This window comes from Bradyrhizobium sp. dw_78, from assembly GCF_018449525.1.
GTDB lineage: Bacteria > Pseudomonadota > Alphaproteobacteria > Rhizobiales > Xanthobacteraceae > Bradyrhizobium.
This window is the reverse complement of the sequence record NZ_JAAVUS010000008.1, coordinates 307,953-322,419: the sequence shown is the minus strand read 5'-3', so window position 1 is coordinate 322,419 and position 14,467 is coordinate 307,953. Positions and strand designations below refer to the sequence as shown.

Genomic DNA, 14,467 nt, shown 5'->3' with positions numbered 1-14,467 from the left:
AATGGCGGTTTCGTGGGAAGACGGCACCCGCTCCACGATCCCCAGCGAGGCCCCTCATGAGCTACCGCGCGCCGATCAACGACATGCTGCTTGCGCTCAACCACGGCGCGGGCCTCGAGGCCGCCGTCAAGGCCGGACATTATGGCGATTTCGACGGCGATATCGCCGCCGCCGTGCTGGAGGAAGCCGGCAAATTCGCCTCCGACGTGCTGGCGCCGCTCAACCAAATCGGCGACGAACACGGCATCAAGCTCGAAGGCGGCAAGGTCACCACCGCGCCGGGCTGGCCCGACGCCTATAAGCGCTGGACGGCGGCCGGCTGGAACGCGGTGTCGGGACCGGAAGCCTTCGGCGGCCAGGGCCTGCCGCTCGCCATCAACGCCGCCTGCACCGAGATCTGGAGCGCCTCGAATGTCGCTTTCGGCCTCTGCCCGCTGTTGACGCTTTCCGCGATCGAGGCGCTCGACGCCCACGGCAGTGATGAACTGAAGAAGATCTATCTCGAAAAGCTCGTCTCCGGCGAGTGGACCGGCACCATGCAGCTCACCGAGCCGCAGGCGGGCTCCGATGTCGGCGCGCTGCGCACGAAGGCCGAGCGCGCCGCCGACGGCTCCTATCGCATCAAGGGCACCAAAATCTTCATCACCTATGGCGACCACGACATGACCGATAATATCGTGCATTTCGTGCTGGCGCGCCTGCCCGATGCGCCCGCGGGCACCAAGGGCATTTCGCTGTTCCTGATTCCGAAATTCCTGGTCAATGCCGACGGCTCGCTGGGGCCGCGCAACGACATCTATCCGACCGGCATCGAACACAAGCTCGGCATGCATGCCGCCCCCACCTGCACCATGACGATGGGCGATCACGGCGGCGCCATCGGCTACCTGATCGGCGAGGAAAACAGGGGCATGCAGTGCATGTTCACGATGATGAACCAGGCGCGGCTGGGGGTGGGCCTCGAAGGCGTCGGCGTCGCCGATCGCGCCTACCAACTGGCACTGGCCTATGCGCAGGAACGCCGCCAGGGCCGCGCCGTCGGCAACAAGGGCGACGGCTCCGATCCGATCATCGTGCATCCCGACGTCAAGCGGATGCTGATGCAGATGCGCGCCCTTACCGCGGCCGCGCGCACGATCTGCTACGCCACCGCGGTCGCGCTCGATGTCTCCGTGCGCGCCGGGGACGCCAAGGTGCGGACCGATGCCGCCGCCCGCGGCGCGCTGCTGACGCCGATCGCCAAGGCCTTCGCCACCGACATCGGCAACGAGGTGGCCTATCTCGGCGTGCAGGTCCATGGCGGCATGGGCTTCATCGAGGAGACCGGCGCCGCGCAGCATTATCGCGACGCGCGCATCACCGCGATCTATGAGGGCACCAACGGCATCCAGGCGATCGACCTCGTCACCCGCAAGCTCGCCGCCAATGGTGGCGCGGCGGTCTGGACCTTGCTCGGCGAACTCACCGAAATCGTCATCCGCGTTGAAACATCGAACGATCCTGCGTTCGGCGCCACCGGCGCCAAACTGCGCGAGGCGTTGATCTCGCTCGACCGCGCCAGCCGCTGGCTCCTGGAACGCATCACCTCGGCGCCGAATGAGGCGCTGGCGGGCGCGACGCCTTATCTCAGGCTGTTCGGCGCGACGCTCGGCGGCTGCATGCTGGCTAATGAGGCGCTCGCCGCGCGCAATATCGGCGACGGCAATCCCGAACGCTACGTCACGCTGGCGCGGTTCTTCGCCGAAAGCATCACGGTGCAGGCGCCTTCGCTGGAGCACACCGTGATGGAAGGCGCCGACGCCGTGACCGGCGCGGATGCGGTGCTGCTGGGGTAACTTAGCCGCTCTCATCCTCGTCTCGCCGTTCCCGCGAACGCGGGAACCCATAACCACCGATGCCTGTTGCAAGCGCGGCCCGCGCCCGCACCACATGAACATTCGTGATTATGGATCGCGCTCGCAAAGCTCGCTTGTCCGGGACGACGCCGGTGCGTGAGACGCGGGTCCATATTCTCGCGGCGCGGTTGCGCCCGAGTCATGCATGAACTTCTCGCCTCTCAACATAGAGGGCGCAGGGAAAGCCGGGTGCCCGCCGCACCCGCAGCCTCGCGTGCAAAGTAAAAAGCACACGAGTTCGTCACCACAGGTGTACCGGGCTAGGCCGGCCTTCCCTGCGCAATGGTTTTAACGGCTTATTTCGCGCTCTCCCCGGCGACGAATTCGTCTTGTCACCGTCATCGGTGTGATGCGGAGCGATATCACTTCAGTGCGATGCGAAGCATCGTCACTCGTGATGCGCAGGCATTATCACCAACTTGGCACCAGCAACGGGTGTCAGGACCACACGGCTTCGCCGTCCGCAACAGCGCCGTTCGTCCGCGCCGCTCGATCGCTCACGAGCCATGAGACCCGCCCTGCGATTGCCTTGCGCGCCCGACGCTGCCGCGTCCACCGCATTCCGCCCCAACGTTCGTGACGATGGCCAACGCCCCTCTTTCGGGAACGGAACGGCGGGGCTTCTAGAACTGATTTGGGGGGCGCGAAAACAGGAATATTTTGTACAAGCAGGACTGGACCGCCCGCATCGGATTGATCCCGTTCAACAAATCAATCTCGCCGGACGACGTGGCTGAACATGTTCCGCGACGGGCCGTGACGTGCGCCGCGCGTTTTATGTGATCAGCGCGGAACGGCAGCCGCGATATCGCGCAATCAGCCGATCAGCCATCGCCCCTTGTGGATATCGAACTTCACCAGGCCTTCGTCCCGCATTTTCAGCAGCAGCGACTGGCAGGCTTCCTCATTCGCGACATTGGCGCGTCTCATGACTTCGTAGACTTTGAGCGGCTTCTCGCGCAGCGCGTTCAGGATATTTTCGCGGTCATTCAGCACCACCAGACTCCTACCGTCACCAAACGCGCCAGATCATTGAAAACGAGATCACTGAGAATACGAGAGCTGATCTTCCGTAACGACGCGCTCGACATTCTCCGATTTGCTCTTGATGCGGTATCGGAGACGTCCATCCGACTCGATGGGCATGCGCTGAACGATGGTGTAAATCATCGGCGGTTCATTTTCAGCACGGCCTTGTGGCCCCTGGCGCTGGTGGTGAACGTCTTCATTCAACTTGTAGGCATAGGACATGTGTCTACCTCTGGAATTTGCGCCTGCTGTAGCGTGGACCGTGCGGCAATGCAACGACTTGCGGTTCCTCCAGCGGAGGACTGTAAGTAGTAAGGCGAATTAGCATAGCGTAATCCGCCGCAACGCGAGACGGCAACAATGGCGAAAAAAGCGCCTCTGATCGGGGTTGGTTATAACCAACTATACTGATTAGGGTTAGAGGCGGATTACGCTACACTAATCTGCCCTATGCTGATTGCGCCGAGATGGAGGACAACATGCCCGCTGGAATGTTGCGAGTGGCCGCGGTAGCGGTTGTTGCCCTCTGCCTCTCGGGCGGAACATTGGCCGCCGGTGATGGACGGCCGCGTCACACGCTAGCGCCGGTTCAAGACTCACCCTCCTCGCCGCGATCCGAAACCACGCACAAGGAAACCACGCTCAAGAGAACCTTGCGTGCGGCGAACCGGAAACCAAAAGCCGCACGGACGCTGGCTGCCGACCGCGACCCCTATGCCGATCCGGCAGCGCCTTATAAAGCCGATCGTCTTTCGTCGCCGCGAGACAGCCAGCCGATCCTCAATATCTCCGGGCAAACCACCGTGCTAACGCGGCAGGTTCTTGACGACAAGAATGCCACAAGCCTCGAGGACGCCTTGGGCAGCACTGCGGGCGTGACGGTCGGCAGATAAGACCCGCCGCTTCCTTCCAGTTGCTTCGATCTCGCCGCCCGGTTTCCAAGCCGCGTTCAGTGCATCACCGATCCGCCGTCGACCACGATGGTCTGTCCGGTGACGAAATTGGCATCGTCGGAGGCCAGGAACAGCAGCGCGCCGATCAGGTCGTCGGGCGTGGAGTCGCGCTTGATCGCCCGGCTCGCCACGATCGATGCCGCAACCTCGCCCCAACCTGGATGCGACTGCACCGCCTCGCTCATGACGAGACCGGGCGCGATGGCGTTGACGCAGATCTTGTCGGCGGCGAGTTCGCGCGCCACCGAGCGGGTGAGGCCGATCACCGCCGCCTTGGAGGTGACGTAGTGCAGCAAATACGGGCTGCCCTTGAACACCGTGCCGGACGAGATGTTGATGATCTTGCCGCCGCCGGCAGCCTTCATGGCAGGCGTGACGGCGGCGATGCTCTGCCAGGTGCCGCGGACATTGACCGCCATGACGCGGTCCCATTCCTCCACGGGAATCTCGGCAAAATTCTGCATCGTCAGCTTTCCGAACAGGGCGGCATTGTTGACGAGAATATCGAGCCGTCCGAACGCCTTGACGGTGGCGTCGGCCAGCCTGTCCAGCGATGCGCGGTCGGTGACGTCGGCCACCACCTCGATCACCTTGCCGCCGGCGCTGCGGATCGCCTCGGCGGTTGCGGTCGGGAGCCCCACGTCCGACACGGCCACGGCGGCGCCGGCTTTCGCCAGTTCCTCGGCATAGGTTCTGCCGATGCCTTGCGCGGCGCCGGTGACGATCGCGACCTTGCCGGCCAGTCTTGATGAACGCTGGGTCATGCGTAATCCGTTATTGTTCGCTGTTGGAGAAGACGCCGTCGCCGAAGCGACGGCATCTGGTTGTTGTTCGCGCGCGAGAAGCGAGCGGATTGATCCGTCAGGTCGGCGGCACCAGGTTGCAGCCGCCGGCATTGAGCGGCCGGAACGCCTGCTCCGCCGGGATCTCGCGCACCAGCTTGTAGAGGTCGTACTTGTTTTTGGATTCCGCCGGCGTCTTGACCTGGAACACATACATGCTGTGAACGGCGCGGCCGTCGATGCGGATTTTCGTCGGGCCGAACAGATCGTCATCGATCGTCGACTTCCGCATCTCGGCGACGACCTTGTCGCCCTCGATGGTATCGGCGGCTTTGGCGGCGCGCAGATAGGCCAGCGTGGCCGAATAGACGCCCGCATGATCGGTGGTCGGCATTTGGCCGTTCATGCGCTCGCCGAACCGCTTGGAGAAGGCGCGGGTCTTGTCGTTGAGGTCCCAGTAGAACGGCTCGGCCAGCAGCGTGCCCTGGGCCTGCTGCGGCCCGATGGCCTGCACGTCGGTCAGCAGCAGGAATAGCGCCGCCAGCCGGGTCTTGCCGGTCAGGATGCCGAACTCTCCCATCTGCTTGATGGCGCTGACCGCATCGGTTCCGGTATCGCCGAGCGCGATGACGTCGGCGCCCGAGGATTGCGCCTGCAGGATGTAGGAGGAGAAGTCCATCGTGTTGAGAGGATGCTTGACGCCGCCGAGCACCGTGCCGCCGAGCGGGCCGAGCGCATCGGTGGTGTCCTTTTCGAGCGACCTGCCGAGTGCGTAGTCGAACGAGATGAAGAACCAGCGCTTGCCGCCGGCCGCGGTGACCACGCGCGCCATCGCGTTGCCGAGCGCCCAAGTGTCCCAATCCCACTGCACCGTGGTGGGTTTGCACTCCTTGCCGGTCAGTTCGGAGGTCGCGGCGGTCGAGGCCAGCGTCACCCGGTTCTTTTCGTTGAGAAGACTGCTGATCGAAAGCGCCACGCCCGAATTCGGCAGATCGACCACGGCGGTAACGCCGTCGCGGTCGAGCCAGGAGCGCGCCAGCGCAGTGCCGACATCGACCTTGTTCTGGTGATCCGCCGAGACGATCTCGACCTTGAGGTCGCCGGCCTCCTTGCGGAAATCCTCCGCCGCCAGTTCGGCCGCGACCACGGAACCCTTGCCGGCCTGCTCGGAAAACGGGCCGGACATGTCGGTCAGCACCCCGATTTTCAACAGTTTGCCAGGAATTTCCGCCATAGCCGGCGGCGCGGCCTGCAGCGAGAGAAGCAGGCCAACCGCGATCGGCCCTAAGCGATGCATTTTAATCATAAATCCTCCCAATCCCCTTCGACTTTCTTGGCTCAAGACGGCCGATGCCTAATCCGCTAGCCTGTCCGGTCAGGACCGACGGCGATTCAGGACGCCCGATTGCCTATGCTTTTCACAATGATAGCCGCTTTGTGCGTCCCCCAAAAGCCCGCCAACCCGATCACAGGATGAGAAATCATGAACACAGCGATGTCCGTCGAGCTCCGGTTGATGCGCACATTCGTCGCGGTCGCCGAAGAACTGCACTATCGGCGCGCGGCCGACCGGCTGAACACCACGCAGTCGGCCGTCAGCCTGCGGATCCAGGAGCTTGAGCGGCAGCTCGGCACCAAATTGCTGGAGCGCACGCGGCGGGCGGTGGCGCTGACGGCTTCGGGGCGCGTGGTGCATTTGGAAGGCAAGGAACTGTTGGCCCGGGCCGATCAACTGGTGCGCCGCGCCCGCGCCATGCAGGAAGGCCGCAGCGGCGTGATCACCATCGGGACCATCGGCGCGGTCACCCTCGAAGTGCTGCCGAATTTCATTCAGGTCGCGCGCGCCACCGGATCGGAGCTCGATTTCAAATTCGTCGAGATGGGCGGCCGCGATCAGCTGGAGGCGCTGCGCCGCGGACAGATCGACATCGGCTTTGTCCGTTCCGAAGCGCGCTCGCCGGGCCTTTCGTTCAAAAGCGTGCATACCGAGCCGGTGATCTGCCTGCTGCCGTCGGATCATCGTCTTGCGGCCAGGACCGAGATCTCGATTTCCGAGCTCGAAGGCGAGCCGGTGGTCAATCTGGCGCGGGAACGCGATCCCGCCGCGCATGATTTTTACATGTCGCTTTATCGCGCCGCGGGCTTCGAGCCTCTGATCGCCCATGAGGCGAGCGAACTTCCCACCATCCTGTTCGCGGTGTCGAGCCTCGGCTGTGTCAGCATCGGGCCGCAGAGCTGGCGTGCGCTGCAACGCGACGGCGTCAAGCTGATGCCGATCGCGAATCCGGCGCCGTGCATCACCACGCAGATGGTGTGGAATTCGAGCGCCTGCAAACCGGCCTGCAAGATGCTGATCGAGGCGTTCAGTTAGGTCGCACGGCTTCGCCGACATCGCCGTGAGATGGTGAATTCCCGTTAACCGCCCCGCCCGCTCCGCATGCCGTTCGGCCGCCGTTGAAAACCCATACCCGGCGGTTTGGCCTGTCGGGGAGTTGATGTAGGCTGCAACCGTAAGGACTCGCCCGCAGCTGGCCCGCGAGCTTTTCAGGGACAACGACCATGACGGATCATCTGATAGTCTCCGACGAAGGCGCGATGCGGGTGATCAAGCTGCGTCGGCCCGAAAAGAAGAATGCGATCACGCAGGACATGTATCGCCGGATGAGCGATGCCATCGACACCGCCCAGAACAATCCGGCGATCCGCTGCCTCATCATCACCGGCGGATCGGGCGTGTTCACCGCCGGCAACGATCTCGAGGAATTCCTCAACGAAAGCACGTCGAACGATGACGGGCCGCGCGCCTCCAACGCGGTAAAATTTCTTTATTCGCTCGCGCACAACGTCAAGCCGGTCATCGCCGCGGTCGACGGCATCGCGATCGGGATCGGCACCACGATGCTGTTCCATTGCGACTATGTGCTCGCCAGCAACACCGCGACGTTCTCGACGCCGTTCATCCATCTCGGCCTAGTTCCGGAAGGCGCCTCCAGCCTGCTGATGCCGCGCACGATGGGCCATCAGCGCGCCTTCGCAACCCTGGTGATGGGACGCACCATGACCGCCGACGACGCCCTGATCGCCGGCTTCGTCAATGTGGTGGTGCCGCCCGGCCATACCGAGGGCGAGGCCCGCAAGGTCGCGCGCGAGATCTGCCACCTGCCGGCGGAAGCGGTCGCGATCTCGCGCCGGCTGTTGAAAACGCCGCCGGAAGATCTGACCCGGCGGATTGATCAGGAAAGCCATCTGTTCGGCGAACGGATGCGCTCCAAGGAAGCGATCGCCGCGTTCAAGGCGTTTTTTGCGCGCAAGAGAGCGTGAACAAAGACCGCGGATAAGCTTCGTGAAATCGTTGCACGGACCGTCTACCATCGCACCATGAGACGTTTGCCTGTTCAGATCCTCGCCGCTCTCGTGCTGGCGCTCATGGCTGGTGCGTCGCCGCGCGTTGGCGCGCAGACCGCGCCGGTGGATCTGCGGATCCTCGCCATCAACGATCTGCATGGTTATCTGCGGCCGCCTGCGGGCGGAATCCGGATCACCGATCCCGACGACAAGAGCAGGAAGATCGCTGTCGCCGCCGGCGGCGTCGAAACCATGGCAACTCTGGTCCAGCAGCTGCGCGCGCAGTCACCCAACAGCATCTTCGTCGCGGCGGGCGACCTGATCGGCGCCAGCCCCTTTTTGTCCGCCATGTTCCACGACGAGCCCACCATCGAATCGCTGTCGATGATGGGGCTCGAAATCTCCTCGGTCGGCAATCACGAATTCGACGAGGGCAAGGACGAACTGCAGCGGATGCAGAACGGCGGCTGCCATCCGGTCGACGGATGCCGCGGCCCGCATCCGTTTCCGGGCGCGAAATTCCATTATCTGGCGGCGAGCACCGTCGAGAAGAGCACCGGCAAGACGATCTTTCCTGCCTACGAGATCCGCGAGTTCGAAGGCATTCCCGTGGCCTTCATCGGCCTGACCTTGAAGGGCACCGCGGACATCGTCTCGCCGGTCGGCATCGCCGACCTCGAATTCAAGGACGAGGCCGACACCGTGAACGCGCTGGTGCCGGAATTGAAGTCGCACGGCGTCGAGGCCATCGTCGTGCTGATCCACCAGGGCGGCATTCCGACCGGCGATTACAACGAATGTCCTGGCCTTTCCGGCGCCATCGTCGACATCGTCAAGAAATTCGACCCCGCGATCGACGTGGTGATCAGCGGCCACACCCATCAGGCCTATGTCTGCACCATCGACGGCCGGCTGGTCACCAGCGCCGACAAATACGGCACCCTCGTCACCGCGATCGATCTGAAGCTCGACCGCACCACGCATGACGTCCTCAGCGCCAAGGCCGACAACATCATCGTCCACCCCGACGCCTCCGCCAAGGACGCCGGCCAGACGGCGCTATTGGAATCCTATGATCGCCTCGCCGCGCCGATCGCCAACCGCCGCGCGGGGTCGGTCGCGGAAACGCTGTCCAATCGCGCCAACGATGCCGGCGAAAGCGCGCTCGGCGATGTCGTCGCCGACGCGCAACTGGCCGCGACCCGCGATCCCGCCAAGGGCGCGGCCGTCATCGCGCTGACCAATCCCGGCGGCATCCGCATCAACATCGCGAAGAAGGAGGACGGTGCGGTCTCCTTCGCCGATTTGTTCGCAAGCCAGCCGTTCCGGAACCAGCTGGTGACGATGACGCTGACGGGAGCGCAGATCAAGGATGCGCTGGAACAGCAATGGCGCGATCCGAAGCTGGTGCGAATTCTCCAGGTCTCGAACGGCTTCAGCTACACCTGGGATGGCGCCAAACCCTACGGCGACCACATCGTCGCCGACAGCCTCGCGCTGGACGGCAAGCGCCTCGATCCCGCGGCGAGCTACCGGGTGACGGTGAACAATTATCTGTCGGTCGGAGGCGACGGCTTCACCGAATTCAAGCAGGGAACCGCGCCGCAGATCGGCGCCTATGACAGCGACGCGCTGTACGGATATTTCCAGGCCAGCAGCCCGATCGGCCCTCCGTCGGCGGGCCGTATCCAGCGGATCAATTGACCGACGATATAGGCGGTTGCGGACCTTTCAGAGCCGTTGCGAACGGCCTAGATTAGCGCCTCGCCAAGCTGCAACCCGCGCGCCGCGCCAGGATATCGCATGACGCTCCTTCTCAGCCATCCGGCAAGCCTCGATCATCTGACGCCGCCGGGACATCCCGAGCGGCCCGACCGGATTCGCGCCATCGAGCAGGTGTTGGGCGAAAGCCGCTTCGACAAGCTCACGCGCGGGACCGCGCCCGAAGGCTCGCTCGATCTGGTCACGCTGTGCCACAACGAACATTACGTCGATGAACTCCGGCACATCGCGCCATCGAGCGGGCTGGTCTATCTCGACGGCGACACCGCGATGTCGCCGGGCACCTGGGAAGCGGTGATGCGCGGCGTCGGCGGCGCGGTCGCGGCGGCCGACGCGGTGATGAGCGGCGCGCATCACAACGCCTTCGTCGCCATGCGCCCGCCCGGCCATCATGCCGAGATCAACAAGCCGATGGGCTTCTGCTTTTTCGATAACGCGGCGATCGCCGCTCGCCACGCCCAGCGCGCATACGGCATCGCGCGCGTCGCGGTGGTCGATTTCGACGTCCATCACGGCAACGGCACCCAGGATATTTTCTGGGCCGATCCCACGGTGATGTATTGCTCGACGCACCAGATGCCGCTGTTTCCCGGCACCGGCGCCAGCGGCGAGCGCGGCGAGCACGACAATATCGTCAACGCGCCGCTGGCCGCCGAAGACGGCGGCGCCAAATTCCGCGCCGCGTTCGAAAACGTGATCCTGCCGCAGTTAAGGAAATTCAGCCCCGAATTGATCGTCATCTCCGCCGGCTTCGACGCGCATTATCGCGATCCGCTGGCGTCGCTGAACCTGCGGGCGGAGGATTTCGGCTGGGTCACGCGCAAGGTGATGGAGGTCGCCGAGGCGAGCGCCGGCGGACGGCTGGTCTCGGTGCTCGAGGGCGGTTATGATCTGGACGGCCTGAAGGAATCGGTCGCGGAACACGTTACCGCGTTGATGGGCGGGTAGATTGCCGCCGCACCACGGCCGCCACAATACGCCCGCATAGATATCCTTGAATCGAGGCCGGTAGAGGAACGCGTCAGGGAACCAGCATGGCTGAAAATACCCAACTGGATGTCAAAAAGCTGAGCTTCGAGCGCGCGATCGAGGAACTTGAATCGATCGTCAAGCGGCTCGAGGAAGGCAAGGTGCCGCTGGAGGAATCGGTCGTCATTTACGAGCGCGGCGAGGCCTTGAAACGGCGCTGCGAGGAGCTGCTGCGGCAGGCGGAAGCGCGGGTCGACAAGATCACCACCGACGCCGGCGGCGAGGTCACCGGCACCGAGCCGCTCGACGTTCAGTGACGTGCTGCTGACGGCTGCCGCGGGCCGGACCACATGGTGCTTTTGCGCGTTTCGGCCCCATTCCCCGATTGCGGATCGCCCGGCTCTTTTATGGCCGGATTCTTCATGGCCTGATTTTTAATGGCCAATGACGGCCGTTTACCTTATTTTTTCATGGCCATCCGGCGGCGGCTCCCCTGACCAGAACGCATGGCTCCGCCCAAATAGGGCCGGGCCATCGCGGCGGACGGCGCCGTTGCCCGCGAACGGGCCTTAAAACGGCTCTAAATGGCCCTTACCAGCCGCCTCGACGCCAGCGATTTAGGCGGGACGGAACCATCCGTATACCGCCGGGGTTGAGAATTGGTTCTCTTCCGAGGTACCCCTATATCGTCTGCGGGTTGGCTTTAGACCCCGCTTTAGTGTAAACGTTACAAGGTTGTGAACTATTGAAGGCGAGCTTGCCGCCGCGCTGGGGCGGACGTAACCACTTCAAATAGCTAATAAAAATGGCTGGGAAGGGTTAAACCACCAAGAGTGATAGCTATCACATTGAACGATCCGGACCGTATCTAAGCTCCCAATCGGGCCTCTAGCCTGCTCAGGTGGCGTCCGGCGTCTGGGTTTTCGCTGCGCCGAATATGCGCAACCCATCTCACGTCGGGGCCTTTCGTCCCGACATGCAAAATTGGAATATCGTTGTGACCACATTTAGTAAAACGCCGCTTCTCGACACGATCCACACCCCGGACGACCTGCGCCGGCTCAAGGTGGAGCAGCTCCGGCAAGTCGCCGACGAGCTGCGCGAGGAGACCATCGATGCCGTCTCGGTCACCGGCGGCCATTTCGGCGCCGGCCTCGGCGTCGTCGAGTTGACGACGGCGTTGCATTATACGTTCGACACGCCGCGCGACCGCCTGATCTGGGACGTTGGCCATCAGGCCTATCCGCACAAGATCCTGACCGGCCGCCGCGACCGCATCCGCACGCTGCGCACCGGCGGCGGGCTGTCCGGCTTCACCAAGCGCACCGAGAGCGATTACGATCCGTTCGGCGCGGCCCACTCCTCGACCTCGATCTCGGCCGGCCTCGGCATGGCGGTGGCGCGCGACCTCTCGGGCGGCAGGAACAACGTCATCGCCGTGATCGGTGACGGCGCGATGTCGGCGGGCATGGCCTATGAAGCCATGAACAACGCCGGCGCGATGAATTCGCGGCTGATCGTCATCCTCAACGACAACGACATGTCGATTGCGCCGCCGGTCGGCGCGATGTCGGCCTATCTGTCCCGGCTTTATTCGGGCAAGACCTATCGCTCGCTGCGCGAAGCCGCAAAACAGATCAACAACCGTCTGCCGAAAGTGCTGGCCGACCGCGCCAACCGTGTCGAGGAATTTTCGCGCGGCTTCATGGTCGGCGGCACGCTGTTCGAGGAACTCGGCTTCTATTATGTCGGCCCGATCGACGGTCACAACCTCGATCACCTGCTGCCGGTCCTGAAGAACGTCCGCGACATGGAGACCGGACCGATCCTGGTCCATGTCGTGACGCAAAAGGGCAAGGGCTATCCGCCGGCCGAAGCTTCCGCCGACAAATACCACGCGGTGGTCAAGTTCGACATCGCCACCGGCGCGCAGGCCAAGTCCAAGCCGAACGCACCATCCTATCAGAACGTGTTCGGCCAGAGCCTGGTCAAGGAAGCCGAGAAGGACGACAAGATCATCGGCATCACCGCGGCGATGCCGTCGGGCACCGGCATCGACATCTTCAACAAGGCGTTCCCCAGCCGGACGTTCGATGTCGGCATCGCCGAGCAGCACGCCGTGACGTTCGCCGCCGGTCTTGCGACCGAAGGCTACAAGCCGTTCTGCGCGATCTACTCGACCTTCCTGCAACGCGGTTACGACCAGGTAGTCCACGACGTCGCGATCCAGAGCCTGCCGGTGCGTTTCGCGATCGATCGCGCCGGACTGGTCGGCGCCGACGGCGCCACCCATGCCGGTTCGTTCGACAATGTCTATCTCGGCTGCCTGCCGAACTTCGTCATCATGGCGGCCTCCGACGAGGCCGAACTCGTCCACATGGTTGCGACCCAGGTTGCGATCAACGACCGCCCCAGCTCCGTCCGTTATCCCCGCGGCGAGGGCCGCGGCGTCGAGATGCCCGAGGTCGGCATTCCGCTCGAGATCGGCAAGGGCCGGGTCGTCCGGCAGGGCAGCAAGATCGCGCTGCTGTCATTCGGCACGAGGCTTGCGGAGTGCGAGAAGGCCGCCGACGAACTGGCGGCGCACGGCCTGTCCACCACGATCGCCGACGCGCGCTTCATGAAGCCGCTGGACGTCGATCTGGTGCTGAAGCTGGCGCGTGAACACGAGGTTCTTCTCACCATCGAGGAAGGCTCGATCGGCGGCTTCGGCTCCCATGTCATGCAGACGCTGGCGGAGCACGGCATGCTCGACGGCGGCCTGCGGATGCGGGCGATGGTGCTGCCCGACCTATTCCTCGACCATGATTCGCCAACCGCGATGTATGCCCACGCGGGTCTGGACGCCAAGGGCATCGTCGCCAAGGTGTTCGAGGCCCTCGGCAAGGATTTCAAGGCCGAGACGGTGAAGCTGGCCTGAGTGGCGGCCTCGCGGTTCTCCTAAGCGAGGCCAACGGGTCGCGCGAATGCGCGCCCGATGACAAAGCTTCGCATCGTCCGGAGACGCTGCGGCGGTGCCGCGCTCCTCACCGTGAGGGTCTAGGAACACCTCATCCTTGAGGAGCGGCGCGTTCGCCGCGTCGCGAAGGATGTGGCTACCACGCTCGGCAATGCTTTAAACAGATCGCGTCAATAAGACCCGCGCCGGTGATCCATGAATATCTATCTGGCAGGCCCCGACGTGTTCCTGCCGGACGCGATCGATATCGGACGGCGCAAGGTCGAAATCTGCGCACGTCACGGTTTGACCGGCCTCTATCCGCTCGACAACACCGTTGATCTGGCGGCCGCCGACGCCTCGCTGAACATCTTCAAGGGCAACGAGGCGATGATGGATGCGGCCGACGCCATCATCGCCAATTTGACGCCGTTCCGCGGCCCCGGCGCGGACGCCGGCACGGTTTACGAGCTCGGCTATATAGCAGGCCGCGGCAAACGCTGCCTCGGCTATAGCAACGATCCTTCGATCTATGCCGACCGGGTGGCGCGGCTGGGTCGCGTGACCGATATGCCCGATGGACGCCGGATCGATTCGCTGGGCCTGACCGTGGAGAATTTCGGCCTCTCCGACAATCTGATGATGATGCACGCGCTCGACCTTCATGGCTGTGCGCTGGTGACGCCGCGGCAGCCGCCCGCGGACATCTGGCATGATCTCGCCTCATTCGAGGCCTGTGTACGGTTCGCGGCCGATGTGGCCGCGCGTTAGATC

Annotated in this window: 13 protein-coding genes; 9 read left to right on the top strand and 4 right to left on the bottom strand. The window is 63.8% G+C overall.

Annotated features, from left to right (window positions below):
- Positions 1-56: 56 nt before the first annotated feature.
- On the top strand, positions 57-1,835 hold the full coding sequence (locus HB630_RS21400; RefSeq protein WP_213774380.1) for an acyl-CoA dehydrogenase: 1,779 nt from the start codon (positions 57-59) through the stop codon (positions 1,833-1,835).
- Positions 1,836-2,711: 876 nt separating this feature from the next.
- Here HB630_RS21400 and HB630_RS21395 read toward each other — a convergent pair.
- Entirely contained in the window at positions 2,712-2,891 is a 180-nt protein-coding gene (locus HB630_RS21395) for a hypothetical protein (RefSeq protein WP_213774454.1), read from the bottom strand.
- A gap of 48 nt (positions 2,892-2,939) precedes the next feature.
- Positions 2,940-3,146, bottom strand: a complete 207-nt coding sequence (locus tag HB630_RS21390; protein WP_213774379.1) for a hypothetical protein — start codon at positions 3,144-3,146, stop codon at positions 2,940-2,942.
- A 245-nt stretch (positions 3,147-3,391) separates the two neighbouring features.
- On the opposite strand from HB630_RS21390, the gene HB630_RS28450 reads away from it, so the two are divergent.
- Positions 3,392-3,817, top strand: a complete 426-nt coding sequence (locus tag HB630_RS28450; RefSeq protein WP_249780955.1) for a hypothetical protein — start codon at positions 3,392-3,394, stop codon at positions 3,815-3,817.
- A gap of 56 nt (positions 3,818-3,873) precedes the next feature.
- On the opposite strand, the gene HB630_RS21380 is transcribed toward HB630_RS28450, so the two are convergent.
- Together HB630_RS21380 and HB630_RS21375 are read right to left on the bottom strand one after the other, a co-directional pair.
- Positions 3,874-4,641, bottom strand: a complete 768-nt coding sequence (locus HB630_RS21380; protein WP_213774377.1) for a 3-oxoacyl-ACP reductase family protein — start codon at positions 4,639-4,641, stop codon at positions 3,874-3,876.
- A 97-nt stretch (positions 4,642-4,738) separates the two neighbouring features.
- The gene (locus HB630_RS21375; RefSeq protein ID WP_249780954.1) at positions 4,739-5,965 is read right to left on the bottom strand and encodes an ABC transporter substrate-binding protein; all 1,227 of its coding nucleotides are present in this window, start codon (positions 5,963-5,965) and stop codon (positions 4,739-4,741) included.
- Between the two features lie 177 nt (positions 5,966-6,142).
- Between HB630_RS21375 and HB630_RS21370 the strand changes: the two genes are divergently transcribed.
- The 7 genes from HB630_RS21370 to HB630_RS21340 all read left to right on the top strand — a co-directional run bounded on the left by HB630_RS21370 (position 6,143) and on the right by HB630_RS21340 (position 14,464).
- A complete protein-coding gene (locus tag HB630_RS21370) occupies positions 6,143-7,030 on the top strand; it encodes a LysR substrate-binding domain-containing protein (protein WP_213774376.1) in 888 nt (295 codons plus the stop codon).
- A 188-nt stretch (positions 7,031-7,218) separates the two neighbouring features.
- Positions 7,219-7,980, top strand: a complete 762-nt coding sequence (locus HB630_RS21365) for a crotonase/enoyl-CoA hydratase family protein (RefSeq protein ID WP_213774375.1) — start codon at positions 7,219-7,221, stop codon at positions 7,978-7,980.
- Between the two features lie 105 nt (positions 7,981-8,085).
- Positions 8,086-9,708 carry a bifunctional metallophosphatase/5'-nucleotidase gene (locus HB630_RS21360; RefSeq protein WP_213774444.1) on the top strand — a complete coding sequence of 541 codons (1,623 nt, stop codon included), beginning with the start codon at positions 8,086-8,088 and terminating at the stop codon, positions 9,706-9,708.
- A 99-nt stretch (positions 9,709-9,807) separates the two neighbouring features.
- The gene (locus HB630_RS21355) at positions 9,808-10,734 is read left to right on the top strand and encodes a histone deacetylase family protein (protein WP_213774373.1); all 927 of its coding nucleotides are present in this window, start codon (positions 9,808-9,810) and stop codon (positions 10,732-10,734) included.
- An 86-nt stretch (positions 10,735-10,820) separates the two neighbouring features.
- Positions 10,821-11,072 (top strand): exodeoxyribonuclease VII small subunit, encoded by a 252-nt coding sequence (locus tag HB630_RS21350; protein ID WP_213774372.1) that lies wholly within the window; start codon positions 10,821-10,823, stop codon positions 11,070-11,072.
- 659 nt (positions 11,073-11,731) lie between these two features.
- Positions 11,732-13,675 carry a 1-deoxy-D-xylulose-5-phosphate synthase gene (gene dxs, locus HB630_RS21345; protein ID WP_213774370.1) on the top strand — a complete coding sequence of 648 codons (1,944 nt, stop codon included), beginning with the start codon at positions 11,732-11,734 and terminating at the stop codon, positions 13,673-13,675.
- Between the two features lie 234 nt (positions 13,676-13,909).
- A complete protein-coding gene (locus tag HB630_RS21340) occupies positions 13,910-14,464 on the top strand; it encodes a nucleoside 2-deoxyribosyltransferase (protein WP_213774368.1) in 555 nt (184 codons plus the stop codon).
- The last annotated feature ends 3 nt before the right edge of the window (positions 14,465-14,467 follow it).

Excerpts from the sequence above, each read along its gene's own strand:
- HB630_RS21400 (WP_213774380.1), top strand. The coding sequence starts at position 57 with ATGAGCTACCGCGCGCCGATCAACGACATGCTGCTTGCGCTCAACCAC.
- HB630_RS28450 (WP_249780955.1), top strand. The coding sequence starts at position 3,392 with ATGGAGGACAACATGCCCGCTGGAATGTTGCGAGTGGCCGCGGTAGCG.
- HB630_RS21360 (WP_213774444.1), top strand. The coding sequence starts at position 8,086 with ATGGCTGGTGCGTCGCCGCGCGTTGGCGCGCAGACCGCGCCGGTGGAT.
- HB630_RS21380 (WP_213774377.1), bottom strand. The coding sequence starts at position 4,641 with ATGACCCAGCGTTCATCAAGACTGGCCGGCAAGGTCGCGATCGTCACC.
- HB630_RS21365 (WP_213774375.1), top strand. The coding sequence starts at position 7,219 with ATGACGGATCATCTGATAGTCTCCGACGAAGGCGCGATGCGGGTGATC.
- HB630_RS21375 (WP_249780954.1), bottom strand. The coding sequence starts at position 5,965 with ATGATTAAAATGCATCGCTTAGGGCCGATCGCGGTTGGCCTGCTTCTC.
- HB630_RS21370 (WP_213774376.1), top strand. The coding sequence starts at position 6,143 with ATGAACACAGCGATGTCCGTCGAGCTCCGGTTGATGCGCACATTCGTC.
- HB630_RS21350 (WP_213774372.1), top strand. The coding sequence starts at position 10,821 with ATGGCTGAAAATACCCAACTGGATGTCAAAAAGCTGAGCTTCGAGCGC.
- HB630_RS21355 (WP_213774373.1), top strand. The coding sequence starts at position 9,808 with ATGACGCTCCTTCTCAGCCATCCGGCAAGCCTCGATCATCTGACGCCG.
- HB630_RS21340 (WP_213774368.1), top strand. The coding sequence starts at position 13,910 with ATGAATATCTATCTGGCAGGCCCCGACGTGTTCCTGCCGGACGCGATC.
- HB630_RS21390 (WP_213774379.1), bottom strand. The coding sequence starts at position 3,146 with ATGTCCTATGCCTACAAGTTGAATGAAGACGTTCACCACCAGCGCCAG.
- dxs (WP_213774370.1), top strand. The coding sequence starts at position 11,732 with ATGCAAAATTGGAATATCGTTGTGACCACATTTAGTAAAACGCCGCTT.